Annotated in this window: 29 protein-coding genes; 9 read left to right on the top strand and 20 right to left on the bottom strand. The window is 67.9% G+C overall.

Annotation, left to right across the window (positions count from 1 at the left end; genetic code table 11):
- The first annotated feature begins 2 nt into the window (after nt 1–2).
- Nucleotides 3–872: an LLM class flavin-dependent oxidoreductase gene (locus OHB24_RS22665; RefSeq protein ID WP_327641090.1), complete on the top strand. Its 870-nt coding sequence runs from the start codon at nt 3–5 to the stop codon at nt 870–872.
- A 33-nt stretch (nt 873–905) separates the two neighbouring features.
- Nucleotides 906–1,850, top strand: a complete 945-nt coding sequence (locus tag OHB24_RS22660) for a formylglycine-generating enzyme family protein (protein ID WP_327632805.1) — start codon at nt 906–908, stop codon at nt 1,848–1,850.
- Here OHB24_RS22660 and OHB24_RS22655 read toward each other — a convergent pair.
- From OHB24_RS22655 to OHB24_RS22625, 7 genes are all read right to left on the bottom strand, one after another.
- On the bottom strand, nt 1,834–3,057 hold the full coding sequence (locus OHB24_RS22655; protein WP_327632804.1) for an MFS transporter: 1,224 nt from the start codon (nt 3,055–3,057) through the stop codon (nt 1,834–1,836). The genes OHB24_RS22660 and OHB24_RS22655 overlap by 17 nt on opposite strands.
- Nucleotides 3,054–3,521, bottom strand: a complete 468-nt coding sequence (locus OHB24_RS22650) for a MarR family winged helix-turn-helix transcriptional regulator (protein ID WP_327632803.1) — start codon at nt 3,519–3,521, stop codon at nt 3,054–3,056. Before OHB24_RS22650 ends, OHB24_RS22655 begins: the two co-directional genes overlap by 4 nt.
- 19 nt (nt 3,522–3,540) lie before the next feature.
- Complete coding sequence (locus OHB24_RS22645) at nt 3,541–4,215, bottom strand: class I SAM-dependent methyltransferase (protein WP_327632802.1); 675 nt, start codon at nt 4,213–4,215, stop codon at nt 3,541–3,543.
- Nucleotides 4,172–5,395, bottom strand: coding sequence for an MFS transporter (locus OHB24_RS22640; protein WP_327632801.1), 1,224 nt, complete (start codon nt 5,393–5,395; stop codon nt 4,172–4,174). Before OHB24_RS22640 ends, OHB24_RS22645 begins: the two co-directional genes overlap by 44 nt.
- 235 nt (nt 5,396–5,630) lie before the next feature.
- Complete coding sequence (locus tag OHB24_RS22635; RefSeq protein ID WP_327632800.1) at nt 5,631–6,611, bottom strand: hypothetical protein; 981 nt, start codon at nt 6,609–6,611, stop codon at nt 5,631–5,633.
- Nucleotides 6,608–7,810 (bottom strand): MFS transporter, encoded by a 1,203-nt coding sequence (locus tag OHB24_RS22630; RefSeq protein WP_327632799.1) that lies wholly within the window; start codon nt 7,808–7,810, stop codon nt 6,608–6,610. Before OHB24_RS22630 ends, OHB24_RS22635 begins: the two co-directional genes overlap by 4 nt.
- The gene (locus OHB24_RS22625; RefSeq protein ID WP_327632797.1) at nt 7,810–9,396 is read right to left on the bottom strand and encodes a discoidin domain-containing protein; all 1,587 of its coding nucleotides are present in this window, start codon (nt 9,394–9,396) and stop codon (nt 7,810–7,812) included. The genes OHB24_RS22630 and OHB24_RS22625 overlap by 1 nt, the downstream gene beginning before the upstream one ends.
- 157 nt (nt 9,397–9,553) lie before the next feature.
- Here OHB24_RS22625 and OHB24_RS22620 point away from each other — a divergent pair, with 157 nt between their 5' ends.
- Complete coding sequence (locus OHB24_RS22620) at nt 9,554–10,531, top strand: aldo/keto reductase (protein WP_327632795.1); 978 nt, start codon at nt 9,554–9,556, stop codon at nt 10,529–10,531.
- A 5-nt stretch (nt 10,532–10,536) separates the two neighbouring features.
- Here OHB24_RS22620 and OHB24_RS22615 read toward each other — a convergent pair whose 3' ends face one another.
- Nucleotides 10,537–11,106 (bottom strand): hypothetical protein, encoded by a 570-nt coding sequence (locus OHB24_RS22615; RefSeq protein WP_327632794.1) that lies wholly within the window; start codon nt 11,104–11,106, stop codon nt 10,537–10,539.
- A 107-nt stretch (nt 11,107–11,213) separates the two neighbouring features.
- A complete protein-coding gene (locus OHB24_RS22610; protein WP_327632793.1) occupies nt 11,214–12,236 on the bottom strand; it encodes a LacI family DNA-binding transcriptional regulator in 1,023 nt (340 codons plus the stop codon).
- A gap of 31 nt (nt 12,237–12,267) precedes the next feature.
- On the opposite strand from OHB24_RS22610, the gene OHB24_RS22605 reads away from it, so the two are divergent.
- Complete coding sequence (locus OHB24_RS22605) at nt 12,268–13,779, top strand: alpha-N-arabinofuranosidase (RefSeq protein WP_327632792.1); 1,512 nt, start codon at nt 12,268–12,270, stop codon at nt 13,777–13,779.
- Here the strand turns inward: OHB24_RS22605 and OHB24_RS22600 are convergent.
- From OHB24_RS22600 to OHB24_RS22580, 5 genes are all read right to left on the bottom strand, one after another.
- Nucleotides 13,763–14,578 (bottom strand): MerR family transcriptional regulator, encoded by an 816-nt coding sequence (locus OHB24_RS22600; protein WP_327632791.1) that lies wholly within the window; start codon nt 14,576–14,578, stop codon nt 13,763–13,765. The two genes, OHB24_RS22605 and OHB24_RS22600, sit on opposite strands and share 17 nt — an antisense overlap.
- Nucleotides 14,579–14,678: 100 nt before the next feature.
- Entirely contained in the window at nt 14,679–14,942 is a 264-nt protein-coding gene (locus tag OHB24_RS22595; RefSeq protein WP_327632790.1) for a hypothetical protein, read from the bottom strand.
- A gap of 179 nt (nt 14,943–15,121) precedes the next feature.
- Nucleotides 15,122–15,595, bottom strand: a complete 474-nt coding sequence (locus OHB24_RS22590) for an alcohol dehydrogenase catalytic domain-containing protein (RefSeq protein WP_327632789.1) — start codon at nt 15,593–15,595, stop codon at nt 15,122–15,124.
- Nucleotides 15,596–15,602: 7 nt separating this feature from the next.
- Nucleotides 15,603–16,427, bottom strand: a complete 825-nt coding sequence (locus tag OHB24_RS22585; RefSeq protein ID WP_327632788.1) for an ABC transporter permease — start codon at nt 16,425–16,427, stop codon at nt 15,603–15,605.
- Nucleotides 16,424–17,272, bottom strand: a complete 849-nt coding sequence (locus tag OHB24_RS22580; protein WP_327632787.1) for an ABC transporter ATP-binding protein — start codon at nt 17,270–17,272, stop codon at nt 16,424–16,426. Before OHB24_RS22580 ends, OHB24_RS22585 begins: the two co-directional genes overlap by 4 nt.
- Before the next feature lie 133 nt (nt 17,273–17,405).
- On the opposite strand from OHB24_RS22580, the gene OHB24_RS22575 reads away from it, so the two are divergent.
- Nucleotides 17,406–18,320: a MarR family transcriptional regulator gene (locus tag OHB24_RS22575; protein ID WP_442913919.1), complete on the top strand. Its 915-nt coding sequence runs from the start codon at nt 17,406–17,408 to the stop codon at nt 18,318–18,320.
- Here the strand turns inward: OHB24_RS22575 and OHB24_RS22570 are convergent.
- Nucleotides 18,264–19,370 (bottom strand): NAD(P)/FAD-dependent oxidoreductase, encoded by a 1,107-nt coding sequence (locus OHB24_RS22570; RefSeq protein WP_327632786.1) that lies wholly within the window; start codon nt 19,368–19,370, stop codon nt 18,264–18,266. The two genes, OHB24_RS22575 and OHB24_RS22570, sit on opposite strands and share 57 nt — an antisense overlap.
- A gap of 125 nt (nt 19,371–19,495) precedes the next feature.
- On the opposite strand from OHB24_RS22570, the gene OHB24_RS22565 reads away from it, so the two are divergent.
- Nucleotides 19,496–20,947 (top strand): alpha/beta hydrolase, encoded by a 1,452-nt coding sequence (locus OHB24_RS22565; RefSeq protein ID WP_327632785.1) that lies wholly within the window; start codon nt 19,496–19,498, stop codon nt 20,945–20,947.
- Here OHB24_RS22565 and OHB24_RS22560 read toward each other — a convergent pair.
- Nucleotides 20,944–21,705, bottom strand: coding sequence for a hypothetical protein (locus OHB24_RS22560; protein ID WP_327632784.1), 762 nt, complete (start codon nt 21,703–21,705; stop codon nt 20,944–20,946). The two genes, OHB24_RS22565 and OHB24_RS22560, sit on opposite strands and share 4 nt — an antisense overlap.
- 185 nt (nt 21,706–21,890) lie before the next feature.
- Between OHB24_RS22560 and OHB24_RS22555 the strand changes: the two genes are divergently transcribed.
- Entirely contained in the window at nt 21,891–22,247 is a 357-nt protein-coding gene (locus OHB24_RS22555; RefSeq protein ID WP_327632783.1) for a nuclear transport factor 2 family protein, read from the top strand.
- On the opposite strand, the gene OHB24_RS22550 is transcribed toward OHB24_RS22555, so the two are convergent.
- Nucleotides 22,244–23,065, bottom strand: a complete 822-nt coding sequence (locus OHB24_RS22550; protein ID WP_327632782.1) for a SigB/SigF/SigG family RNA polymerase sigma factor — start codon at nt 23,063–23,065, stop codon at nt 22,244–22,246. The two genes, OHB24_RS22555 and OHB24_RS22550, sit on opposite strands and share 4 nt — an antisense overlap.
- Before the next feature lie 272 nt (nt 23,066–23,337).
- Here OHB24_RS22550 and OHB24_RS22545 point away from each other — a divergent pair, with 272 nt between their 5' ends.
- Complete coding sequence (locus OHB24_RS22545; RefSeq protein WP_327632781.1) at nt 23,338–23,571, top strand: DUF397 domain-containing protein; 234 nt, start codon at nt 23,338–23,340, stop codon at nt 23,569–23,571.
- 229 nt (nt 23,572–23,800) lie between these two features.
- Here OHB24_RS22545 and OHB24_RS22540 read toward each other — a convergent pair whose 3' ends face one another.
- Complete coding sequence (locus OHB24_RS22540; protein WP_238151293.1) at nt 23,801–24,019, bottom strand: hypothetical protein; 219 nt, start codon at nt 24,017–24,019, stop codon at nt 23,801–23,803.
- Complete coding sequence (locus OHB24_RS22535; protein ID WP_327632780.1) at nt 24,016–24,210, bottom strand: hypothetical protein; 195 nt, start codon at nt 24,208–24,210, stop codon at nt 24,016–24,018. The genes OHB24_RS22540 and OHB24_RS22535 overlap by 4 nt, the downstream gene beginning before the upstream one ends.
- 448 nt (nt 24,211–24,658) lie before the next feature.
- Between OHB24_RS22535 and OHB24_RS22530 the strand changes: the two genes are divergently transcribed.
- Nucleotides 24,659–25,531, top strand: a complete 873-nt coding sequence (locus OHB24_RS22530) for a helix-turn-helix domain-containing protein (protein ID WP_327632779.1) — start codon at nt 24,659–24,661, stop codon at nt 25,529–25,531.
- A 165-nt stretch (nt 25,532–25,696) separates the two neighbouring features.
- On the opposite strand, the gene OHB24_RS22525 is transcribed toward OHB24_RS22530, so the two are convergent.
- Nucleotides 25,697–26,323 carry a DUF2461 domain-containing protein gene (locus tag OHB24_RS22525; protein WP_327632778.1) on the bottom strand — a complete coding sequence of 209 codons (627 nt, stop codon included), beginning with the start codon at nt 26,321–26,323 and terminating at the stop codon, nt 25,697–25,699.
- Nucleotides 26,324–26,345 lie beyond the last annotated feature (22 nt).

The following is a 26,345-nucleotide window of genomic DNA, read 5'->3' as shown; positions in this document are numbered from 1 at the left end:
CCATGCGCTTTTCGATCAACATTCCGAACTTCGGCGACTTCGCAGACGCTCACACGGTCGCGCGGGTGGCGAAGGCTGCCGAGGACGCCGGCTGGGACGGGCTGTTCTTCTGGGACCACGTAGTGCACAGCAAGGAGCGGCGGCGCGGCCAGCCGTTCGGCGACCCGTGGATGCTGATGACGGCGGCCGCGTTGGCGACGTCGCGGATCAAGCTCGGTCCGCTGGTCACGCCGGTCGCGCGGCGGCGGCCCGAGCAACTCGCGCGGCAGGTCGCCACCCTCGACGGGCTGAGCGGCGGCCGGGTGATCTTCGGCGCCGGGCTCGGTGGGCCGATCGACGACGAGTTCGGCAGCTTCGGCGACGAGACCGACCCGAAGGTGCTGGCCTCGCGGCTGGACGAGGGCCTCGACCTGCTGGCGGCGTACTGGTCGGGCGAGCGGGTCGATCACACCGGCGAGCACTACCGCGCCGATGACGTCGAGTTGCTGCCGGCAACGGTCCAGCAACCGCGGCCACCGGTCTGGATCGCCGGCTACTGGCCGCGGAAGGCCCCGATGCGCCGGGCCGCGCGCTGGGACGGCGCCGTGCCGCTGTTCAAGACCGCCAACCACGGCGAAGCCCCGCCGGTCGACGAGCTCCGCGACCTGGTCGCGTTCATCAACGACCAGCGTGAGCACACAAGCACGCCGTACGACGTGATTGTCGGCGGCATCAGCCCCGCCGACCTCGCCCGCTCCCGCGCCCTCGTCGAACCGCTCGCCGAAGCGGGCGCCACCTGGTGGGACGAACGCCAACTCATCACCGGCACCGACTTCTACCGCCTGGACCCGGTACTGCGCCGCATCGAACAAGGCCCGCCGAGCCTCGGCTGACCCCGGAAGTGCAGCCGACCTAAGCTTGCACGCATGAGCGATCACCATTCGTCCTGTTGTGCGCCGGCGCGTGGTGAGGCGGCGGCGCCTCCGCCGGTGCCGACCACGCGCGGGGAGCATGGGGTCGAGCAGGTTGTGCTCAGTGGCGGCTCGTTCGCGATGGGTAACAACAACGGCGACGAGAACGCCGCCGACGGCGAGACGCCGGTGCATCAGGTCGAGTTGGCGCCGTTCAGCATCGACGCGACCAGCGTGACGAACGCCGACTTCGCCCGCTTCGCCGATGCGACCGGTTACCGGACCGAGGCCGAGACCTTCGGGTACTCCGCGGTGTTCCACCTCGCCCTCGCCGCGGAACCCGACGAAGTGATGGGCCCCGCGTCCGGGACCCCGTGGTGGGTCGGTGTGCGCCAGGCAGACTGGCGGCATCCGGGCGGCTCGCGGTCCGATCTCGACGGCCTCGACGACCATCCCGTCGTCCATGTCAGCTGGAACGACGCGGTCGCGTACAGCAAGTGGGCGGGGCGACGGCTGCCGACCGAGGCCGAATGGGAGTACGCCTCCCGCGGAGGCCTCGAAGGCGCACGGTACCCGTGGAGCGACGAGCTGCTCGACGACGAGTGGCGGTGCAACATTTGGCAGGGCGAGTTCCCGCGGACGAACACCGAGGAGGACGGCTACCTGACCACTGCCCCGGTCCGCACCTTCCAGCCGAACGGCTACGGACTGTGGCAGATGGTCGGCAATGTTTGGGAGTGGTGCGCGGACTGGTTCGGCCCGCGCTACTACAAGTTCTCCCCCGCCGAGAACCCACCCGGGCCGTCGCTCGGCGCAGCCCGGGTGATCCGCGGCGGTTCGTACCTCTGCCACGACTCGTATTGCAACCGCTACCGCAACGCCGCCCGCTCGTCGAACACGCCGGAGTCCTCGATGGGCAACGCCGGCTTCCGTACGGTCGGTCTCACGCGTCCTGCGTGACGGCCGGCTGCCGCAATCTCGGCGTACTGGCGGCGACCGCAGCGACTGCTGCGATACACAGCAACGCCCCGGAGGCGAGCGAGGCGACCGGTGAGGTGAGCTGGGCGACCACGCCGCCGCGGAGGTTGCCGAGATCGGGACCGGCCTGACCGACGATCTGCTCGGCGGCACTGACCCGGCCGAGCAACTCGGGCGGCGTGTGCAGCTGGACGATCGTGCTGCGGGAAACGACCGCAACGGTGTCCGCGGCACCGGCGAACGCGAGGCACACCAACGCCAGCCACGCGGCCGGCGAGAACGCGAAGAGCAGCAACGCGATCCCCCACCCGGCCGAACCGCACAGCATCACCAGCCCGTGCCGCGGCAACCGGGTGAACGCCCCGGAGAACAACGACGCGGCGACCCCGCCGACAGCGATCGCGGTCAGGAACAACCCGAGCGTCCGAGGATTGTTGCCGAACCGCTCCGCATTGATCACCGGGAACAAGCTGATCGGCATCGACAGCACGGTCGCGGCCAGGTCGGTGATCAACGCGCCCCGGATCACCGGCGTCGCGACGACGAACGTCAACCCGTCCCAGACCCCGCGCAATCCCGGTTTCGTAACCCCCTCGATCTTCATCCGAGGCAGCCCGAGTACGCCGTACAGCGCGGCGAGGAAACTCAGCGCGTCGACCAGGTAGCAGACGCCGACGCCCCAGGTGCCGACGATCACGCCACCGATCGCCGGCCCGAGCAGCATCGCGCCCTGGAACCCGATCCGGTTGAGCGCGATCCCGGCGGCCAGCTGGTCACGCGACAGCAGCTGCGGCAACACGGTCCGCGCCACCGGCCCGGCGGTCGCGCCGAACGCCGACTGTACGGCGACCAGCGCGAGGAGCACCCCCACTGGGACCCGGCCGGTCACCAGCTGGCTGGCCATGACGGTTGCGGTCAGCAACTGCCCGATGGTGGTGATCAGGTAGATCTTGCGCCGTTCGAGCCGGTCGACGAGCGTGCCCGCGAACAGGCCGAGCACGATCAACGGCAACGCCTGCGCCAGTCCGACCGCACCGGTCCAGGCCGGGCTCGAGGTCTGGTCCCAAACCTGGAACATCACCGCGACGAAGGTCAGCTGACCGCCGAACCCCGACAACACCTGCCCGATCCACAACCGCCGGTAGGTCAGGACCTTCAGCGGCCCGAGGTCGATGAACGCACGTTTCACTGCAGCTTCTCCGCGATCCGGTCATGGAAGCTCTTCCGGGCCAGTGCTTCCTCGACATCACGGACGACCTGAGTCATCGGGTACGGCAACTCGGCCTCGAGCTCGGCGAGTACGGCCTCCGTCGCCCGCCACTCGGCAGCAAGCAGCTCGACGACCTTCTTGGACTTGGCCGTGAGCGTGACCTGTTTGCTCCGTGCATCCGCGCCCGGCACGGTCCGGACCAGACCGGCGGTGCGCATCGCGGCCACCTTCTGGCTGAGCGCCGAGTGCGTCCGCCCGATCGCGTCGGCCAGCTCGGTGATCGTCATCGGCCCTTTGAGGTGCAGCTGGAGCAGCTCCCGCACGTACGTCGGCTTCAGCCCTGTGATGTCCCGCTCGGTGTAGATCTGCCCGATCTCGGCATCGAGCCGCGCCAGCAACTCGTGCAACGGCCGCCACAAACTCTGCTCAGTGGGATCCTCCATGTGCCGATCATAACAGCACTTATATAAGCGCTGTCACATCTGGTCGACCCCAGATCACCGCGCACTGACTGCCGACCTGCACGAAGCGACCCTCCGGGAACACGGCGCCGTATGCCTGCTCGAACCCCGCGCGGCTCAGGTACCGGTCGGAGACGCGGTGGTCGAGCCAGTCGCCGGTCGCCAGCCCGAAGATCTCCCAGGCGTGCGGATTGCGGTGGATCAGGTTGCGCGCGAGCTTGCGGACCTCGCCGCCGTACAGCCACCAGCGCGGATTCGCGGGACGGGGTGACACCGTATCTGCGAGGGCTGCGCAACCGCCGACCGCGACGAGGGAGCGGATGTGCCGCAGCACCGCAGGGAGGTCGGTGACATGGTGCAGGGTGGCCGACGTGGTGACGAAGTCGTACTGCCCCGAGACCTCGAGGATGCCGGACTCGAGGTAGGTGATGTTCGAGCGCGGACGCTTGTGGCGGGCGAGGCGGATCATCGGGCCGGAGAGGTCGATCGCGTCGACCTGATCGAAGTAGTCCGCGAGTACGACGGCGTGCCGGCCCGCGCCGCAGCCGAGGTCGATGGCTCGGCGGCGGCGATCGGGCAGGACGGTCGGGAGCCAGTCGGCGACGTGGTCGGCGGTCAGTTCGCCGAGTCGGTCATACCGCTCCGCTAGGTGATCGAACGACTGGTCGCGCTCCATGGTGGTTGGATGCGGCGCGGCGCGAAATGGTTGAGAGCCAGGCCGCGGCCAGCCCGGCGGCCAGCAGGCTGATCACGGCGACGGTCGCGAAGCCGTAGCGGGTGTCGGAGTGGCCGGTGACAACCGAGGCGATCAGCATGACGACGATGGTCGCGGCAAGCCCGTACCCGTTGGCGAGACCGAACGCGTGCCCGACCCGCGACTCGTCGACCGATGTCATCAGCAACGACCGCGTCGCGATCCGCGCCTGCCCGAACAGGAAGGCACCCAGCAGCACGAGCACCATCAGCACGGGTACGCCGAACAGCGGCTGCAGCGCGAACAGCGTCGTACAGACGAAGAATCCGCCGACCGCGAGCTTCAGGTCACCCAGGCGGGCCGCGGATCGACGGTAGACGGCCGCAGCGAGCAGGAAGCCGGCTCCTCCCAGCGCGTCGACCACACCAAGGACAGCCGGACCGCGATGCCACTCCCCGATCAGCAACACCGGAAGCAACGCGTTGAAGACGGTCACGACCACGAGCCCCTGACCGAAGAGCAAGGCCAGCGGAGCGAGCGGGAGAACTCTTGCGGCGGTGGGACGCACAGCCGCGGTCGCTTCCCCCAGCGGCTCAGTTGGCCGGCGGCTTGTTCCGACCGCGAGTATCAGTACGGCGGAGAGCGCGAAGGTCAGCGCGTTGAAGGTGAAGAGCGGCTTCGGACCGAAGTACTGGAGTGCGAATCCACCGACCGCGGCGGACAGGAGCATGCCGCACTGGAGAGCGATCTCGTAGTGCGCGTTGAAGCGGCGTAGCTGCGCGGTAGGGACTCGCTCGCGGATCAGTGCGGCACTGGCCGGCATGAACTGGGCTGCGACGACCGCCAGGGCGAAGTTGGTCGCGTAGACGAGCGGCTGATGGGACACCCCGAGCGCCAGGCCGACCGGGAGCGCAAGGGCGGCTGCCGCACTGACGAGGTCGCAGATGATCCACAGGCGGCGCCGGTCGAAGCGGTCCGCGAGGCGACCGAAGTACGGCGAGAGGATGGCCTGCGGTACGGCGACAGCGATGAAGAGCCAGCCGACGTCGAGCATTGAGCCCTCCGCGCGGACGAGCAGCAGTGCGGCGCCGAGGAGCTGGATGTTGTTACCGAGGGACGTGATGAAGGCTGCAGGCAGCAGCAGCTGGGGGCGCGAAGTCACCTGGGTAACGGTGACACCAAACCCTGACAATCCATGGCAGTGTTTCTTCTCCGCTACTCCGGTTGCGTAAATAGCCTGCCCCACCGACCTCGAGCCGCCGCCCTCGACAACCGGGTGGGCGCCGCATCTGGACAGTACGTATACGTCTACTACCCGCGATCGCACGCCGGATGATCGGCTGCGATACCGGACAGTGGGCGTATACGTACTGTCGAGCTGAACAACATGCGGTGGGCTAGGCGAAAGAGGGGGTGGTCGCTTGTGGGATGAGGAGCTTGGCGGGAGTGGTGAGGCCTACGGACCAGAGGTCGAGGGTGTTGCTCGAGTTCCGGATCGGATAGAGAAGGGTGTTGTTGCCCTGCCAGACGGGCTGGTCGTCGATCGGGCGGGAGTCGGGCGGATGGGTGATGCGGCGGGTGGCGAGGTCCAGGACGGCGAGGCGCCAGACGCCGTTGGAAACCTTTTGTTTGTAGGCGATGCGGCGGCCGTCAGGTGACAGGGACGGGCATTCGACGTTCTCGGCGATCGCTGTCCCGCGGTACGCGCGGTAGTCGGCCTCGATCAGGTACGTCTTCCCCTTGCTCGCCATCGTCACGTAGAAACGGTTGCCGTCGGCAGCGAACGTGATACCCCAGTAGTTCACGTCCGAGGCGAAGTACCGCTTCCCGTCGACGAAGACCGCGAGCTCCTCGATCGTCTTCACCAGCCGCCCGGTGTCCACCTCGTACAGCCCGGTGCGGGTCGAGAAGCCGGTGGCGGCGTACGAGTCACCGGTGACGAACAGCGTCCAGTTCAAGAACCGCCCGTCGGGCGACACCCTGGCCCGGCTCGGCGTACCGGGGAGCGTCGCACGATGCCGTTCGCGGAGGTTCGCGTCCAGGACGATCAGATCGGTCATCGCGGGAAGCGAGCCGGCCTTCAGCCGCAGGCAGATCGCCGTACCGTGCGCCGCGGCGAACCGGTCGCAGTGCAGCTCCCCCACCCGCCGGGCCGCACCTGGATCGGCCATGGGTACGGCGGCCAGCTTGCCGGAGTCCGGTCCGTCCGCAAGGTTGCGGAAGAACAGTGTCTTGCCGTCGAACCGCATCGGCTGCCCCGTGACAACCGGTACGGCGTTCTCGGCCGGGCCACTCTCGCGTGCGTGCGCGACGTAGGTGATCGCCCCGCCGAGGAGTGCGAGGATCCCGATCGCGGAACCGAAGAGCTTGGACGTCATCGGCGTACCTCCAAAGGCTTGAGGAGGGCGGCGGCGATCGTGACCGCTAGCAGCGCTAGCGCGAAGGCGAGGAGTGCCGGGCGGAGATCCCAGAGGGTCCACAGCAGACCGACGGTGACGGCCGCGGCCATGCGGGCGAGCGCCTGACCGGTTTGCAGTACGGCGAGACCGCTGGCGCGGAGGTCTTCGGGCAGGAGCGGGCCGACCGCGGCCGGAAGTACGCCGTCGGTAGCGGCGTAGAAGACACCGTGGAGAGCGAGGACCAGCCACCACGCACCAACCGGGCCGCAGACGACCAGGAGCGCCACAATCAAAGCGAGGTGTCCGCCGAGGAAGACCTTCCAGCGGCCGATCCGGTCGCCGAGCCTGCCGAGCGGGATCGCGAGCAGGAGGAACGTGCCCGCAGTCCCCAACGGGAGCAGCGGGAACAGGCTGGTAGCGATGTCCCAGCGGCGCTGTACGGCGAGGTAGACGAACGAATCGGTGATCGTGAACAGGCCGAGTGCCGCCGCCCAGAGGCAGCACCGGCGGAAGTTGGGATCACGCAGCAGGCTCAGCATGGGAAGACCGCGCGCGGTAGGGGCGGGTGGTGGCGATTGGTCGCGGACGAAGGCTGTCAGCAGGATGACGCCGCAGGTGGCCAGGGCGAAGCTGGTGACGAAGACCGAGTTGTAGTCGTTGAGGCTCGCCCACAGCACAAGAGTTGCTACCAGTGGACCGAGGAACGCCCCGATGGTGTCGAGAGCTCGATGGACCCCGAAAGAGCGGCCCATCGTCGAAGGGTCGCTGCTCAATGAGATGAGGGCGTCGCGGGGTGCGGTACGGATGCCCTTGCCGGCGCGGTCGATCGCGAGGACCGCGCCGATCGCCGGCACCGTGGAGCCGGCGGCCAGGAAGCCGAGCTTCGAGATCGCCGAGAGCGCGTAGCCGACGCCGGCGACGGTCTTCAACCGTCGCCAGCGGTCGGCCACGTGTCCGCCGACCAACCGCAGGACGGCGGTTGCTCCGGCGTACAGGCCGTCGAGCAGGCCGAACTGCAGAGGGTTCAGACCGAGCCCGAAGACCAGGTACAACGGCAGGATCGCGGTCACCATCTCGGCCGAGACGTCCGTCACCAGACTGACGATGCCTAAAGCAACGACATTCCCGGGAACCCGTCGCAGTGGTGTCCGGAGCGGGCCGACGGATGCGAGGTACATCAGTGGCAGCTGTACGTCGGGCTGCTGTCCAGGACCTTGCCGTCGAGCCCGATCAGCTGCGTGGCGAAGGTGTTGTCGGTCATCGACAGCTTCAGTACGCCGAAGTCCGAGATGATCTTCGCCGTGGCCGGATGCGCGGCGTGCACCGGGTACAGCGGCGCTCCGCCCATCCCTCCGATGATCTGGACCGGACCGTTCGCGTCCTTGTCACCGTCGACGTTCTGCGGCAGGAACCGCTCGTAGTGGTGGTCGTGCCCGTTCAGCACCAGGTCGGTCTTCGCCGACACCAGCGTCTGCCACAGCGGCTCGGCGTCCGGGTTGTCGCCGTGGTCGCCGGAGCTGAACCGAGGGTGGTGGTAGTACGCCGCGATACAGCCCTTGGTGTTGTTCGCGAGGTCCTGCTTCAGCCAGGTGAGCTGCGCCGGCTCGCGGAGCCCTTCTTCCTTCACGAAGTCGTTCGAGTCGAGCGCGATGAAGTGCCAGTTGCCCTGGTTCCAGCTGTAGTAGTTCTTGCCCTGCGGCGTCGCGATCGAGCCGAAGTAGTCGCGGTACCCCTTGAATGGAGTGTCGTCGTACGTCTCGTGGTTGCCCGGGATCGGGTGCGTGATGCTCTTGAACTTCCCCCACGTCTTCGCGTAGTAGTTCTGGAAGTCCGAGAGATGCGCGTCGTCGTACTGGTTGTCGCCCATAGTGATCACCGCGGCGGGATTCATCGCCTCGACCAGCTTCGCGGTCTTCGGATGGATGCAGTCCGAGTCGGACGCCGTACAACGGTCCGCGATGTCGCCCGCCGCCGCGAGCACGAACCCGCCGCTGCCGCCGGTCGGTGTCGTCACCGTGATCGGCGCGCTCGCAGCCGACACGTTCCCGGCCAGGTCGCGGGCGCGCACCGAGTACTTGTACGCCGTGTTCGCGGTCAGCCCGGTGTCGTTGTACTGCGTACTCGCCGTCGTCGCGACCGCAGTGCCGTCACGCAGTACGTCGTACCCGCTGACGCCGATGTTGTCGGTCGAGGCGATCCAACTGAGGCCGACCGAGGTGGCCGTGGCGCCGGTGCTCTTCAGACCGGCCGGGACCGTCGGCGCCTGGGTGTCGCCGGTCGAGTCGGTCGTGCCGTAGACCTCGAGCTCCCACAGCGAGTAGCCGTACGACGTGCCGCGCTGCGTGCCGACGACCCGGACGTACCGCCCATGGCCCTGCAGGCCGGTGAGATCGTCGGTCGCACCGTTGCCGTCCGCAACCGTCTTGACCGTACTGAAGGCGGTGCCGTCGTCGGAGACCTCGATCCGGTACGCCTTCGCGTACGCGGCCTCCCAGTTCAGTTTCACCCGGCCGACGGTCGCCGCCTGGCCGAGGTCGACGCGGATCCATTGCGGATCGGCACCTTCGGCGCTGGCCCAGCGGGTCGACGTACTGCCGTCGACCGCCTTGCCTGCGGTCAGGGTGTCGTCCTCGAGGCTCGAGGCAATCACCGGCTTGCCCTGCGAGAGCAGGGTGTCGGCGTTCGTCCGGGCGTCGGCGGCCGACCCGCCGAGTGCGGCGAGCAGTCCGACGGGTAGCACCAGCGCGAGCAGGCGCAGTTTCATGAGATACCTCCGGGGGCGCGGAGCAGAATTGTTAGGAAGGTTACCTAACGATTAATGGTAGGTAAAGGCCCCAATTTCGTTACATGCACGGTATGCATCAACTCTGCGCAGAAGATTCATTGGACGGAGCACGGGCCGGGCTGGTTGGCTCGGCGGCATGGATATGCGCACGTTGGGACGAGCAGGTATCGAGGTCAGCCCGGTCGGATTCGGGTGCTGGGCGATCGGGGGCCCATTCAGCAACCCGGCCGGCGAACCGCTCGGCTGGGGTGTCGTCGACGACGAGGAATCGGTGCGCGCGATCCGCCGGGCGGTCGAGCTCGGCGTGACCTTCTTCGACACGGCGGACGTGTACGGCGCCGGCCACAGCGAACGCGTACTGGGGCAGGCGCTCGACGGGATCCGCGACCAGGTGGTGATCGCCAGCAAGTGGGGCAACACGTTCGACGAGTCGACCCGGGTCATGCACCACCAGGACACGACGCCGGAGTACGTCCACAAGGCCGTACGGGCGTCGCTCGAGCGGCTCGGGACCGACTACCTGGATCTCTACCAGTTGCACTTCGACACCACCGACGAGATCGCGCTGCCGCTGCGCGAGGCCTGCGAGGAACTGGTCCGCGAGGGCCTGATCCGCAGCTACGCGTGGAGCACCGACACCGTGCACAGCGCCGAACTCTTCGCGCAGGGCGAGCACTGCGCGGCGGTCCAGCACGAGGCGAGCGTTCTGCACGACGCGCCGGAGTTCTTCGCGCTGTGCGAGCGCGAGAACCTGGCGAGCATCAACCGGACCCCGCTCGGCATGGGCATCCTCGGCCGCCGGGACGCGAACAAGCCGGCGACCGGCGCGGACATCCGCACCCTGCCGCCCTCGTGGCTGCGGTACTTCGCCGAGGGCGGCGTACCGGCACCGGAATGGTGGGAGAAGGTGTCCGCGATCCGCGACGTACTGCAGAGCGACGGACGGACGCTCGCTCAGGGCGCTCTGGGCTGGCTGTGGGCGCGGAGCCCGCGGACCGTGCCGATCCCCGGTTTCCGGACGGTCGCGCAGGCCGAGGAGAACGCTCGCGCGATGGAGTTCGGCCCCCTGACCGACGATCAGCTGAAACAGATCGCGACGCTACTGGCTGCGTAAGTCGTTTACTGCCACTGCTCGTTCTCACGGTCCAGGTCGGGGATGGGTCCGAGGAGGACCCACCCCGACTCCAGTGACCGGGTGCTCCGGAACCCGCGGTCGTCCGCGAACTCGTCCACGTGCGTGCCCTCGGGCATGTGCATGATCGTGTAGCGCGGCGGGTCTTCCCCGTAGAAGCAGAAGAACGTGCGCTCCTGGTCTTTCGCCTGATGCACGATCCTGTCGGCGCTCGGCAGGGCCAGGAACGTCGTCTGATCCTCGGGGGTCGTCCGCTGACAGGCTTCAGCCCGTCCGGCGTCACGCACGCAGGTCCACGCACGGGTCCACACGATCCGCTCGGCCTGTGGGTGCGCAGCCACCAACTCGCGCATCCGCGCCTCGGCCTTGCCGAAGGCCGGCCGCGTGTGATCGAACTCCGTCTCGAGCTTGTCGAACCGTCGGTGGTCGAACCCGCTGCCGAAATACAGCGCCAGTGATCCGAAGACAGCGACCCGAAAGGCCAGGAAGAGCGCCGCCACGACGATCAGCGTGACGAGCACGATCCGGACCGGCGAGCGCCGCCGGGTCGTCGCCACTGGGAGAGCTCCTGGTTTTGGGTGTGCCCGCACGCGACTTTGCTATCACACCCTTGTCTCATCGTCTGTTTATCGATATACCTACTGCCGTGCGACGACGAGAAACTTCAGGCGAGCGGTTTCGTCGTGCCGCGGAGAACCAGTTGCGCGGGGACGACGAGTTCCTTCGGATCGCCGCCCGGGCTGCCGAGCTGGGCCGTCAGAAACGCGGTGATCGCGTCGGCCATCTCTTCGTGCCCCGGGTTGACCGTGGACAGCGACGGCACCAGGTACGCCGCCTCGTCGATATCGTCGAAGCCGACGACCTGGACGTCGTCCGGCACCCGGAGCCCGGCGTCGGCGAGCGCGCGCAACGCGCCCATCGCCAGTACGTCGGTCAGCGCGAACACGGCGTCGAAGTCGATCCCGCGATCGCGCAGCGCCCGGATCCCGTCGTACCCGTCCTGCAGACCGAACGAGCAGCGCACGTTCAGCTCCGGGTCGACCGGTACGCCGGCCTCGGTGTGCGCGAGCGCGTAGCCCTCCGCCCGGAGCGCGGGCATGGTCGCGGAACCTGTCGGATCGCCGCCGATCATCGCGATCCGGCGCGCGCCGGTGGCGATCAGGTGCGCGGTGGCCTGGCGGGCGCCGTCGACGTTGTCCATCATCACGTGGTCGAAACGCGACGGGAGCGCCCGCTCCCCGATCATCACCACCGGCGCGTCGGTGCGGAGCTGGCTCAACTCGGCCGGGTCGATGTCGACCACGCTGAGGATCAATCCGTCGTACATCCGCAGCCGCGAGAACGCGACCGCGTCCATTTCGCCTTCGCGGCTGGCGCCGGTGCGTTCGGTGACGATCCGCAGGCCGTGCGCCTCGAACCGGTCGGCGAGGCGGGCGGCCAGCTGGGCGAAGTACGGGCGCTCGAGTTCGGGTACGGCGAGACCGACCACGCCGGTGCGGCCCGCGCGAAGGTGCCGGGCGGCCAGGTTCACCTGGTACCCGAGCTCGCCGATCGCCGCCAGCACCCGGTCACGGGTCTCCGGACCGACCCGCGGCCGGCCATTGATCACGTTCGACACCGTCATCGTCGACACCCCGGCGAACCGGGCGACGTCGGCCATCGTCACGACACTCGATGGCTTCCCCATGCGGACCACTGTAAGGAACGAGGAGGGCTCAATGCCTGAAGCACGCGTCGCGATCGATCTCGACGTACCGGGACCGACCATCAGCCGGCACCTGTACGGCCACTTCGCCGAACACCTCGGGCGGTGCATCTACGGCGGCTTCTACGTCGGCGAGGACTCGCCGATCCCGAACGAAGGCGGGATCCGGCTGGACGTGGTCGAGGCGCTGCGGGCGCTGGACATCCCGAACCTGCGCTGGCCGGGCGGCTGTTTCGCGGACGAGTACCACTGGAAGGACGGCATCGGGCCGAAGGCGGACCGGCCGTCGATGGTGAACACGCACTGGGGCAACGTCGAGGAGAACAACCACTTCGGCACCCACGAGTTCATGGCGTTGTGCGAGCTGCTCGGCGCGGATCCCTACGTCAACGGGAACGTGGGCAGCGGGACCGTGCGGGAGATGAGCGAGTGGGTCGAGTACCTGACCCGCGACGGCGACAGCCCGATGGTGCGGCAGCGCAAGGCCAACGGCCGCGACGAGCCGTGGAAGATCCCCTTCTGGGGCATCGGCAACGAGGCCTGGGGCTGCGGCGGGAACCTGCGGGCCGAGGCGTACGCCGACCTGGCGCGGCAGTACGCCACGTTCCTCAAGGATCACGGCGACAACAAGCTGTACAAGATCGCGGCAGGCGCCTCGGACGACGACCTGAACTGGACCGAGGCGTTGCTGAAGTCGATCAGCTGCCTGGGCTGCGGGCGTGACCCGAAGAACATCTACCAGGCGATCTCGTTCCACTACTACACGGTCGCGGGGACCTGGGAGAACAAGGGCAGCGCGACCGACTTCAGCATCGACGACTATTACCGGACGTTGTCGAAGGCTCAGGACATCGAGCGGGTCATCCGTGCGCACTCGGCGCTGATGGATGCCTACGACCCGGAGCGCAAGATCGGTCTCGTGCTGGACGAGTGGGGCACGTGGTGGGACGTCGAGCCGGGCACGAATCCCGGGTTCCTGTACCAGCAGAACGCGATGCGGGACGCACTAGTCGCGAGCCTGCACTTCGACGTGTTCCACCGGCACGCCGAGCGGCTCGTGATGGCCAACATCGCGCAAACCGTCAACGTGCTGCAGGCGATGCTGCTCACCGACGACGAAGGCGGGCTTGTCCGTACGCCGACGTACCACGTCTTCGAGATGAACAAGGGGCATCAGGACGCGACGTCGGTGCCGGCGCACGTGATCGAGGGGACGACCTACGATCTCGACGGCAAGGCGATGGACCTGGTGTCGGCGTCCGCCTCGGTGAAGGACGGGCGGGCGCTGGTGTCCGTCAGCAACCTCGATCCGGCCGCGGCGCTGGACGTCGTACTGGATCTTCGCGGCGGATCGCCCAGCGAGGTGACGGGACGGTTGCTGACGGCATCGAAACCGCAGTCCTACAACACGGTGAGCGATCCGGATGCGGTCGCTCCGGTTCCGCTGAAGCTGGAACCGGAGCCGCGCGGCTTGCGGGTGACGCTGCCGCCGCATTCGTTCGCGACGGTCAGTCTGGCTTTGTGACCGCGATCTGGAACTCGTGCACCCAGTTCGCCGGGTTGTCCGGGTCGAACTGCACGGTGACCTCACGCGCGTACCCCTGGCTGCGGTAGCCGTTGTCCTCGATCCACCGGGCCAGCGTCTGCATGCTGCGGTCGGCCTCCGTCATGTCGCCCTGATGGACGATGGTGGCGGCGTCGAGCCCGGGGAGTTCGGTGATGTCGACGTCCGCCGTCGTACCTGTTTCGACGGGTACGGCGGCGTGGACGCGGATCGTCTCGTTCTCGGCGTCCTCGTAGTACGCGACCGGCGAACCGCACGGGTTCAGACCGGCCGCACCGAGGCGTTCGAACAGCTGCCCGAACAAGGGCTGGAGCACCGGGCCGATGTCCGCACCGTCGTAGCTCGGTGAGATCGCGGACAGCTCGGCGACCCGGGTCGGGGCGATGTGCTTCAGGACGACGTCGTCGGTGGGCATGTGACCTTCCCTCTCGATGAGTCGGAGCCTCGCCTCGACGCTCGTCAGCCGGGCCGCGCTACGGGCCAGCTCGTCCTCGAGCTGGGCCTGCCGCAGTCGCAGCATGCCGCGCAGTTCCTCGGCGGACAGCTTGGCGTCGACGATCTCGCCGACCTGCTGCAGGCTGAACCCGAGGTCCTTGAGGGCGATGATCCGGTTCAGCCGGCTGAACTGGTCGGCCGAGTAGAACCGGTAGCCGGTCGCCGCATCGACCACGGCCGGGCGGAGCAGCCCGAGCGCGTCGTAGTGCCGCAACATCCGCGCCGACACCTGCCCGAACGCCGCGAAGTCTCCGATGGTGAACATCCACCCACCTTCCGGCTTGACACAGTGTCAAGGTCAAGCCCCGCTTTGAGCACCCACCAACCATTGTCCGACGCCGAGAACGGTTGGTGGGTGCTCAAAGTCAGGAGGCGACGCTGGTACGGCGGTCGCGGATCGCGGCGAAGGTGAGGGCGGTGGCCAGGAGGGCGACCCCGCCGACGCCGAAGCCGGTGACCAGGGTGCCGCGGCTGCTCAGCCGGGCGTCGCACTGCATCGGCGTGATGCCCTTGTCGGGCTGGAAGACCGAGCCGCAGCCGTCCCCGCCGGCGTGCACCGGCCGGATGGCGAGCACCACCCCGACGATCAGCAGGACTGCACCCACCGCGCCGAGGACCTTGCTCAGCACCGGCCGTCCTCTCGGGATCGGAGGCATGCGTCAGTCAGGACCGACCACGATTGGCGGGTCAGATCCGACATACGCACCCTCAGCTCCCTGGCAGCTCGGTAAGATTTGATCAAATCTAACGCAGCTAGCGGTCACCCCTGAAGTTGGGAACGGCCCAGTGCTGGAATCTTCACTCACTTCTAACGCTCCCCCGGCCGCACCGGTTCAACCGTTCCAACGCTCCCCAAGACGGCGACCAGGGATCCGCTCGCGCGGCCGTGGGCGACGTCGGCGAGGGCGCGATCGACGGCGTCGAACGGGACGATCGTCGTATGCGCGGCGACCGGCAGCCGGGCGATCAGGCGGAACAGCTCCTCGCCATCGCGACGAGTATTGGAGGTGACGCTGCGAAGATCCCGCTCGTGGAACCGCGCGGCCGCCGTACCGGGATCGACCACCTGACCGACAGCCTGGTGGCCCGGGACGACGCCCGGGCGCTTCGGTGCCAGATCGCCCTCGGTCAAGTGCAGGTCGGTCCGGCAGATCCCGCACGCCTCGACCTTCACGAGTACTTCGCCGGCACCAGGTTCCGGGGCGGTACGACGTACGTGCTGCAGCGGACCGTCGTCGACGGGTCCCGGATGATCCACTGCCCACGCCTGCATCTGCTCCATGGCTCCATCATGCGACGCGTTGGAGAGCGCGTTCGCGACGCTCGGCGACCTTGGAGCCGGACTCGCGCCGCGCCATTCGCCGCAGTACGACGGGTGCGAGCAGCAATCCGGCGACGGCCCAGATCCCGAGGACTGCTGCCGTCTCCAGATGACGCCAGGACTCGCCGACCTCGACCACGACCGCTTCGTCGGGGAGGAGCGCGGACCGCATGCCGAGGCCCATCCAGTAGACCGGCGTGACCTGGCCGATCCCTTCGAGCCAGCCGGGCAGCGCGGTGATCGGGTAGAAGATGCCGGAGACCGCGATCAGCCCGAGCATCGGCAACTGGATCAAGCCTTGGGAACGCGCGGTGGTGAAGACCGAGCCGAGGATCGCGCCGATCGGCAACGTCGCGACCAGGCCGAGCAACAGCACCCAGACGAGGGTGAACCAGTGCGCCGATCCGAGCTCGAGCCCCTCCACCAGGAACAGGCCCGGGATCAGGAGGATCGCGAGATCTACCAGCAGTCCGCCCGCGACCGACACGACCTTGCCGATGAGGTAGCTGACCATGCCGTTCGGGATGGCCTTGGCGCGCAGCAACGTGCCGTCCTCGCGATCGGCCGTCAGCTGCTGGCTCATGCTGACCATGCCCATCGCGGCGTTCATCCCGAGGATGCTCGGCAGCGCGAGCGCGCCGAGCAGGAAGCCGGTGGAGCCGAAGTCGCGGTGCCGGAGGAAGAAGAGCGCGGCCAGCATCAGCACCGGCCAGAGGAAGTGGCTGAACAGCTCAGGCCCGTTGGTGAAGGACTGCCGCAGCTCGATCATCCCCCGCTGCCAACCCGTCTTCATGATTGCTCCCGGACCAACGTGAGGTAGGTGTCTTCGAGTGAAGCTCGGCGTACTTCGAGTTCGCTGACTGCCTCGCCGTACGTCGCGAAGAGCTCGCGGACGAACGCGGTCGAGTCGACGGTCGACTTCCGGAACGGTTGCCCGTCGACGGACCAGCGGACCTCGTCCTCCCCCGCGATCAGTTCGGTGAGCTGCGCGGTGGTGCCCGAGGCGATGATGCGGCCCGCGGTGAGAACGAGGATCCGATGCGCGAGTTTGCTCGCCTCGTCGAGGTCGTGGGTAGTGAGCAGAATCGTCGTACCCTGCTCGGCCGCGAGCCCGCGCACCAACTCGTGGAACTCCGACCGCGCCTCGGGATCGAACCCGGTCGTCGGCTCGTCCAGGAACAGTACGTCGGGGCGGCCAACGATCCCGATCGCGACGTCGAGCCGTCGCCGCTGACCGCCGGAGAGCGTCTTGATCTTCTGCCCGGCGTACGCGGTGAGGCCGACGGCGTCGAGCAGTTCGCCGGTCGGCCAGGCGCGTTGGTACGGCGTGTAGTACGAGCCGAGGTGGTGGAGCAGCTCGCCCACACGCCAGTTGCCGTGGTCGCGCCACGACTGCAGCACGATGCCGATCCGCGACCGCCACTGTTCGTCACCCACGGCCGGGTCGACACCGAGCACCTCGACCCGGCCCGCCGACCGGAGCCGGAAGCCTTCGAGGATCTCGATCGTCGTACTCTTCCCGGCGCCGTTCGGACCTAGCAGTGCTAGCACTTCGCCGGGGCGCGCGTCGAACGTCACGTCATGCAGGACCTCGCGGTCGCCGTACCGCATCCGCAGGCCGTCCACTGTCAGAACCATGCCGTGGAAACTACGTTGCATTCAGTAGATCGGCAATCATCAGTCAAGGTCGCGGGCTCGTGAAACCCTGTAAAACATGACATTCTGTGCAACAGGGTTGCGAGAGAACGCAATTCGTTGCAATGAGCTGACGATGAATGCGCGGAGGTTGCGGATGCCGGGAGGCAGGCTGAGTCACCAGGACCGGCTCGACATCGCGGGCGGGTTGGCGGACGGACTCGGGTACGCCGAGATCGCGCGGCAACTGGAGCGGCCGACGTCGACGATCAGCCGAGAGGTCGCCCGCAACGGCGGCGCGGCGGGATACCGCGCCGACCACGCCCACTACGCCACCGCCTCCCGCGCCCGCCGACGAAGCCGCGCGGACGCGGACACACGAGCGGACGGATGGGCCGAACGGTGGGCGGACGGGTGGCCGGATGCGCGAGGGGATGTGCGCGCGGACCAGTTGCGGCGGGCGTATGTCGAGCGGTTCGCGACGATGATGGTGGACGGTGGGCTGCCGCGGATGGCGTCGCGGGTGCTTGCACTGCTCTATACGTCCGACTCCCGCACGCTGACAGCAGCTGATCTCGTCCGCGCGCTGCGGGTCAGCCCGGCGTCGATCTCGAAGGCGATCGGCTACCTCGAGCGGGTCGGGATGGTGTACCGCGAGACCGATCCGGTACGCCGCCTCCAGCACTACGTGATCGCCGAGGACGTCTGGCTGAAGGCGTGGGAGATCAGCGCACGCACCAACCACAACTGGGCGGAGACCGCGGCCGAGGGTGTCGAACTCGTCGGGCGAGACACCCCGGCAGGCGAACGCCTCAAACAGATGGCCGAGTTCTTCGAGCGGCTCAGCGAAGACATGTCCGGCGGTGCCGGCTTCCAGGACTGCCTAGCAGTGCTAGCAGTCCTGTGGGAACCAGATCGCACCGCGGAACTCGCGGCCCGGCTCAATTGGCCGGTCGAACGGGTCACCGATGCCGTCGACTACGCGATCAAGGCTTCAGCGCAAGAGAGTACGGAGGAGGCGGCGAGTCAGGCCGCCGTCCGCGAGGCCTAGCTCGACGAGGTCGTCGAACACGTGCTGATCGGCGGCAGCCGCGCGAATGCCACCATCGAGAATCCGGTCCGAGCGACTCAACTGGGCGACGAGCGCGGTATCGCGGAGATGCCTGGCGAGCAAGCGGGTCGTGCGGCGACGGTACGGCGTACCGGCGTCCGAGGTCCCCGCTCGAAGCGCGTCGGCGATCGCACGGCCGGCTAGGAGTCCGGTCGCGACTGCGTAATAGATGCCTTCCCCGGTCATCGGGTTGATCAGACCGGCCGCGTCACCAGCGAGCAGCACCGGCCCGCTGCGCGGTCGCCACGACCAGCCGGCGAGCGGCAGATGGTGACCCCACCACGACTCCCCACCTTCCGTTGCTCCTGGAAGCAGCACCTCGAGGTGGTTCAGTAGCTCGGTCCGCGTGGGGCGGGTGCCGGCCAGCAGTTCGCCGTACCCGACGTTCGACCAACCGTCGCCACGGTCGAAGGACCACGCGTACGACGGTTGCCGACCGGGCCCGTACGCAATCACCTGGCTCGCCGCGCGTGCAGCCGGGGTCGGCGCGTAGCCACGGATCGCCAGTGCGGCCGGACCCGGTTTCAGGCCGAGTTCCCGCCGTACGACGGAATGCGCGCCGTCGGCACCGACCAGGAAGCGCGCGTCCAGGTCCTCGTCCACGGTGACGGATCGCTCCTGGACCGTGAGGTCGCGAACCCGGCGGTGGATGAACTGTGCGCCGGCCGTTCGCGCGGCCTCGACCAGGCGCTGGTCGAAGACCGTCCGCGGAACCACCCAGGTCGGTCGTGACATCTGCCGGTCCACGCCGACGTCGCCGCGATTGAGCACGAACCGCCGTACCGGGGTCCAGTCGTCGAGGATCCCGGTGACACCGACGCCGGCGAGCAGATCGAGTACGTGCGGAGCGATCCCGTCACCACAGGCCTTGTCGCGCGGGAACTCGTGCCGGTCGAGTAGCAACACCGACAGGCTCGGATCCGCCGCCAACGCACCGATCGCAGCCGACGCTCCCGCCGGCCCAGCTCCGACAACAATCACGTCCCACACAAGTGCCTCCCCGGCCACAGTCTTGCAGCTCCGGGTAGCGTCCGCGCGACCCTCGGCCGGTCTCCGAGTGCACTGTGCGGCGGCGCCGCGATCCCTAGCGTCAGGAGTGACTTCGAGGAGGATCGATGAAACTGCTTCTGGTACTGGCACTCCTGGGCGCGCCCGTTTCCACGTCGGCGGAGCATCCGCAGATCGATTGGCACCACTGTCAGCTGAACGCCGCCGACACCGAAGGGGCCGCGCTCGACGAGGCCGGTGCCGAGTGCGGTGAGCTGAAGGTGCCGCTCGACTACGGGCGGCCCGACGGCCCGCAGATCACGCTCGCGCTGTCGCGGTTGAAGGCGACCGGCGACCGGATCGGCGCGATGGTGCTGAACGACGGCGGCCCGGGCGGTCCCGGTTTGGGCATGCCGCTGCGGCTGCGGACGGCGATGAAGGCCGCGGGAACGCGGTACGACTTGATCGGGCTGGATCCGCGGTTCGTGGGTCGCAGTACGCCGATCGACTGCAAGCTCCCGTTCGCCGCCTGGCCGTGGGCGGGCGGTGCCGACCGTTCGTCGTTCGAGCGCGTCGATCGGCAGGTGGCGGACATCGCGGCACGCTGCGGCGCTAACGCGGGGAGATATCTGCCGTACGTGAACACGCGGAACACTGCGCGGGACATCGACCGGGTGCGGATCGCGTTGGGTGAGCAGAAGATCTCGTACCTGGGGTACTCGTACGGGACCTATCTCGGATCGGTCTACCTGCAGATGTTCCCGGGGCGTACGGACCGGGTGGTCCTCGACGGGCCGATGGATCCCGAGCGATACAGTGCGCGGCTGCTGCGGACGGTCGGTCCGGCGAATGAGGCCGCGCTTCGGGCGTGGGCGTCGTGGGCGGCCGCGCGAGATGCGACGTACCACTTGGGGGCGACGCCGTCGCGGGTGATGGCCTCGGTGGATCGGATCCTGCGAGTGGCTGCGCGGGACGGCTTGCGGATCGGGAAGTACGAGCTCGATGACGGGTCCGTGCCGCTGGTGTTGTTCGGGCCGCTCGCCGATGATCGGGACGCGGCACGGGCGACGTACGCCGGGATTGTGCGGACGCTGCTCGACGCGACGTACGGACCGGTGGAACCGGGGCCCGAGCTCGGTGGGTTTCTGGAAGGGTTGCTGACGCCGGCGTTGTCGCAGCTGGCCAGTGCGCAGATCGCGATCGTCTGCGGCGACCGCGCGGTGCCGCGCGATCGGCAGGTGTACTGGCGGGACATCCAGGCGCATCGCCGTACCGAACCGCACTTCGCCTCACTCACGCGGATGACCTCGCCGTGCGCGTACTGGCCGGTGCAACCGCAGGAGCCGCCGACACGGATCGCCAACTCGGAGCCGGCGTTGATCGTAGCGGCGGACGGCGACCCGCGGACCATCTACTCGTACGCGACGGCCCTCCAGAAGCACCTGCCCAACGCACGGATGGTGACGCTGAAGGGTGCCCGCAAACACGGAATCTTCGGCGAATACGGCAACACCTGCGTCGACGACAAGGTGATCGCCTACCTGCTAACCGGTCGCCTGCCGGCCGACCAAACCTGCTAGGTGCCGGGGCGGCGGCCGGGTTTGTTGGGGCGGCGGGTGGTGGTGCGGCGGGGGCGTGGGGTGTGGGGCGTGACGGGGCCCGACGGGGTGACTGGGCGGGCCTCGTCGAGGTCGACGACCTTCGGGGGTGGTGGGACGAAGACCGGGATGGTCTCCTCCTCGTCGACGGCTGGGGCCGGTGGCGGCGCGGCGGGAGGCGCTGGTTTGGCGCGGGCGGCCGACTCCTTGCTGACCCGCGGCTGGACCTTCGCGACCGCGGGGGCGGCGAGCGGGTTGCGAGGCGGCCGACGGTGCGGGAGACGGGTGCTCAGCTCGAGGCCGAGCGCATCGATCAGTTTGCGGCAGGCAACGATCGCGACGGCGACGGCGAGCACCGTGCAGGCGGCGAACAGCACCGACTGCCCGCCCGACGACCAGTTCGACGGATCGGTGCGGACCATCGCGGCGATCATCGCGACGACGATCGCGTTGGTGATGCCGAGGGCAACGGCCAGACCGACCGTCCGGAGCAGTACCCCCCGCGCGAGCCCGACGTCGTCGGCCGCCGCCACCAGCCCGGCGATCAATCCGGCGAGCACGGGCACTGTATATACAAGTGCAAGTGTGAGTCCGGGGCTCGCGACGAGGTAGAAGACGTCGAACACCAGCGCAGTGCCGGTCAGTGCGGCGGCGAAGCACACCACCATCGGCGGATACGCGCGCAGGACCGCGACCGCGTCCGCGGGCACGGTCTTGAACATCCGCAAGGCCAACAGCAACGACTCATCCCCTCGTCCTCCCCCCATTGTGCAGTCCCACCACCACCCTGAGTGAGACGCCCCGGCCAGCGAGTCGCGGATCCCCAGGCCATCACAATCGAGGCATCACCGACGCGCGCACGCTCAGCGCCGAGTCCGCGGACCGATTGTGATGGCCTGGCGGTTCGCTAGCTAGGGTCGGTGCCGTGGACGAAGAGGTGCGGGCGGCGGTCGAGGCGGAGCTGCGGTTGTTGCTTCCGGAGGTGCGGGGGTCGGCCGAGGTCGACGTACTGCTGGATCCGGAGTTCGTCGAGGTCGGTGCTTCGGGACGGCGCTGGGACCGGGCGGCGATCGTTGCCGCGTTGGCGTCCGGGGAGATCACCGACGCGGACCCGATCGAGGCGACCGAAGTCGCCGGCACCCGGCTGGCCGACGACCTCGTGCATGTCACCTATGTGTCCCGGCGTACAGGCGGTACGCCGGTCCGCCGCAGTTCGATCTGGCGACGGACCGACGGCGCCTGGCGTCTCTACTACCACCAGGGCACTCCGGCAGCTGACTAGGCAGCCGTCTGCTCCGGGGCCAGCTTTTCGCGCAGATCGATGAGGATCCGGCGCAAAACCCGTGAGACCTGCATCTGGCTGACGCCGATGTCGTCGCCGATCTCGGACTGGGTCCAGCCCTCGACGAAGCGCAGTTGCAGGATGCGGCGGTCCCTGTCGCCGAGGTCGGCGAGCACCGGCTCCAGCATCTCGACCGTCTCCAGTTGATCGATGCTCGCGTCGTCGTCATCGGCAACGACATCGGCGAGCGTGAGCTCCGCGTCGGCCTCGGCGGGCCGATCAAGCGAGAGCACGTTGAAGCAGCCGCGCGCCGCGAGGGCCTGCTCGACCTCGGTCACCTCGACCTCGAGATGCTCGGCCAGTTCGGCCGGCGTCGGTTCCCGGTTCAGCTGCTGCTCCAGCTCCGGCAGCTTGCTCGCGATCGTGCCTTGCATCTCCTGGAGCCGGCGCGGGATCCGGACCGTCCAGGCACAGTCGCGGAAGTACCGCTTCACCTCGCCGCGGATCGTCGGGATCGCGAACCCGATGAACGGGGTGTCCGCCTCCAACCGGTAGTGGTGGGCTGCCTTCACCAGACCCAGGTAGGCGACCTGCTCCAGGTCGTCGGCCTCGGCACCCCGGCCGCGGAAACGGCGTGCGATGCCCTTGGCCATTTCGAGGTTGAGTTCGACGACCTGTTCGAGAAGTTCTTGCCGCTCTTCTGCGGCGCTGCTTCCGGCCCGGCGTTCCATGAGTTTCCGGGTGGCTGCTTCACGGGCGGCCCGATCGATCGGTGCGCCGCTGCGGGTGGAATCCCGCTCGATAGTGCTCGTAACCATTGGTATGACCTCGCGACTGTCTCGTCACGGCGTGGCACTTCGCTGAACCACGGTCATGCCTGCATGAGAAGTCGTACCCCACCTTCCCGGAACTCATGCACGAAGGCCGAAACAGTCACCGTTCGCGACCGAAATCGGTGAGCCAACGCTCGTTTGACCCCGCCAAGATCACAGGACGTAAGGGAGCGGACACATGGGCCAAAAGTGTGTACGATGCAGATGCAAGGCCAAATGCACGTGCATATGCCAAGGACGTACGGAAGGTGCAGCTGATGACTGCGATCTACAACGGCATGCCCGGCGACTCGAACAGCGAGCTGATCTGGCGGAAGAGCCAGCGCAGCGGCCCGAACGGGAACTGCGTCGAGGTAGCGAAGCTGTCGGACGGCGGTGTGGCGGTGCGCAACTCGCGCTTCACCGAAGGACCGGCACTGGTGTTCACAAAGGCAGAGATCGAGGCGTTCCTCGGCGGCGTTCAGGACGGCGAGTTCGGCTACCTGATCTGAGCAAGAACCAGCAACACAGGGCACCTCAGAAGCAAAGGGCCCCTTCGCCAGGCGAGTGACGAAGGGGCCCTTTTCTGTGCCCGGAGAACACCGGTACGGCGAACCGGCCGGCGGCATCGAACGATCGCCGGCCGACGCACCACGGCGCGGAGGTTCGACATACGCAAAACGCCAGGACCGACCCTCCGAAGAGAGTCGGTCCTGGCGTTGCCCGAGGGGCGGGTACGGACTACTGGACAGTGAGCGGCCAGAGCTGCTCGCTCGGCAGCTCGGAGGCCTTCCCGGTCGCCGCATTGTCAACGGTGATTCGCAATCCGGTGAACTTCGGCGTCATCACCCGTTGGTACCGCGACGCGCGGTCGGGTTCGGCGACGTACTCGGCGATCAGGTGGTCGCCCAGCCAGATCCGCACCATCTTCCGTCCTCCTGTTGCTCTGTCGGTAGTCATGGGGCCAGGCTCACGATCGGGTCGCCGTCGAGTTGGCGAACGCCGCGCAACCAGCCCTCGAAGGCCCAGCGCTGTTGCTCGGGGCAACGCGCGACCAGGTCCTGGATCTCCCGCTCCGTCAGGTCCTCGGGCGCACGGCCGCCTGCCATCGCGGCGGTCTGCTCCACAACCTCACTGTCGTCGTCGTTCATCGACTCGGGTTCCCCAACCAGTCATGCCAACGGGGGGCCGTCAGCGCTCTGTAAGGACCGGCCTGCTGGTTCACGCGATGTCACTTTTCGCGAGAACCAGCTCACCTTCTGTGCATGAATCAATCATGGCGTCGGCACGCGACGAATGCAAGCGCCCGATGCACGTGCATCCGCACGTTTTCCATTTCGAGACCAGATCGGGCCACTTTCCGCCTGATCGAGCCTGGATCGACCCCTGGCGAACGGTGTTCGACCCCCGATCGGCGGACTAGTATGTGCTGACAAAGCCGCTCGACCCTTGATCGGCTAGTCTTACGCTCCGTGATCGCTGATGTGGATTCGCCGTTCTTTTGTAAGAACTCCGGCAGATCAGCGTTCGGGCATGCGATGATGTGCACCTGCGGATGAGGTTGCCGATGAAGACCGCTGGGGCCGCTGGGAGGTGGGTGTGACCGAGTCGGGCGCGCAGAGCGGGCCGACCGCGCTGCGCATCATTCTCGGCGGGCACCTTCGCCGGATGCGGGTGGCAGCAGGGATCAGCAGATCCGACGCGGGGTGGGAGATCCGGTCGTCGGAGTCCAAGGTCAGCCGGATGGAACTCGGCCGCGTCGGCCTGAAGGAGCGCGACGTCCGCGACCTTCTTACTCTGTACGGCGTCGACGACGCGGAAGAGCGCGAACGCCTCCTCGCCCTGACCCGCGAGGCGAACAACCCGGGATGGTGGCACCGGTACGGCGACGTGCTGCCGAGCTGGTTCCACTCTTACCTGGACCTCGAGGCCGCGGCGCAGCTGATCCGTGTCTACGAACTGCAGTTCGTCCCCGGTCTGCTGCAGACCCCCGACTACATCCGAGCCGTGATCCAGCTGGGTCGCGGGCTGATCCCGGCCGAAGAAGTCGAGCGCCGGGTCGCGCTGCGGACAAGCCGGCAGGGCGTCCTGACCCGCCCGGAGCCGGTCCGGATCTGGGCGGTCGTCGATGAGGCAGTACTCCGCCGGCCGATCGGTGGCGTCAAGGCGATGATCGCGCAGCTCGAGCATCTGATCGACGCGTCGCAGTTCCCGAACGTCACACTGCAGGTGATGCCGTTCGACGTCGGCGGCCACGCAGCCACCGGAGGCGCCTACAGCATCCTCCGTTTCCCGGAGCAGGACCTCCCGGACATGGTCTACATCGAGCACCTCAGCAGCGCCCTCTATCTGGACAAGCTCGAAGACCTCGACCAGTACACCGCCACCATGGAAGCCCTCTGCGTCGCAGCCCCACCCCCGAACAAAACCCGCGACATCCTCACCAACATCAAGAAGGACTTCGAGCGCTGACCCCAGCCGGCCGCGCCCGACCGGGCAGGCAGGCAGTTGGGTGGATCGCCGGCACTCACCAACCCACCGCGCCGCCGCCGAGCGGCGGGTACCTCACGCCTGATCCTGGACGGCTGTGATCGGTTGGTGAGTGGCACAGGTCCGCCCTGAGCTGGACAGCAGCTGTTAGGTGTTGTCGGTTAGCCATTGGATGAGGGGGTGGGTGGCTTGCCAGTCTTTTCGGATTTGGGTGGTTAGGGCTGGGGTGTGGATGACTGGTTCGAAGCCGTAGTTTTTGCTGACGGTGAGGGATTTGTGGCGGAGTAGGTCGATGCGGGGGTGGTCGGGGTCGTAGCCTCGGGGGCTGGTTTTGAGTTTGTCGCCGCCTACGGTCCAGCCGGCCTTCACCAGCTTGGCGAGTAGCTTCTCCAGCTGTTTGCCGCGGCGGTCGTCGTCGATGGCGGTGCGGACGCGGGCCAGTCGCTCGGACGACGCGTCGTAGAAACCGGCCGCGACCCGTACGCCGGGTGCGGATACCTGCACGTACCACCCGGTGACGGGGGCGACGTCGATGAAGGCGCCTTGGTGGGTCTTGTACGGCGTCTTGTCCTTGGCGAACCGCACGTCACGGTACGGGCGGAACAGTTTCGCCGTACCGAACTCCTCCTCGAGCTCCGCCAGCAGCGCCGCCATCGGCGCCCGGACCGACTCCTCGTAGACGTGCTTGTGCTCCGTCCAGAAGGTCTTGGTGTTGTCCATTTCGAGATCGTCGTAGAAGTCCAGCGCCGCAGCCGGAAACCCGGTAAAACTCATGCGGTAACGATAGTTCGCCCGG

It is taken from the genome of Kribbella sp. NBC_00482, assembly GCF_036013725.1.
Lineage (GTDB): Bacteria > Actinomycetota > Actinomycetes > Propionibacteriales > Kribbellaceae > Kribbella.
Note: the sequence above shows the minus strand (reverse complement) of the source record. Positions and strands in the feature narration are given on the sequence as shown.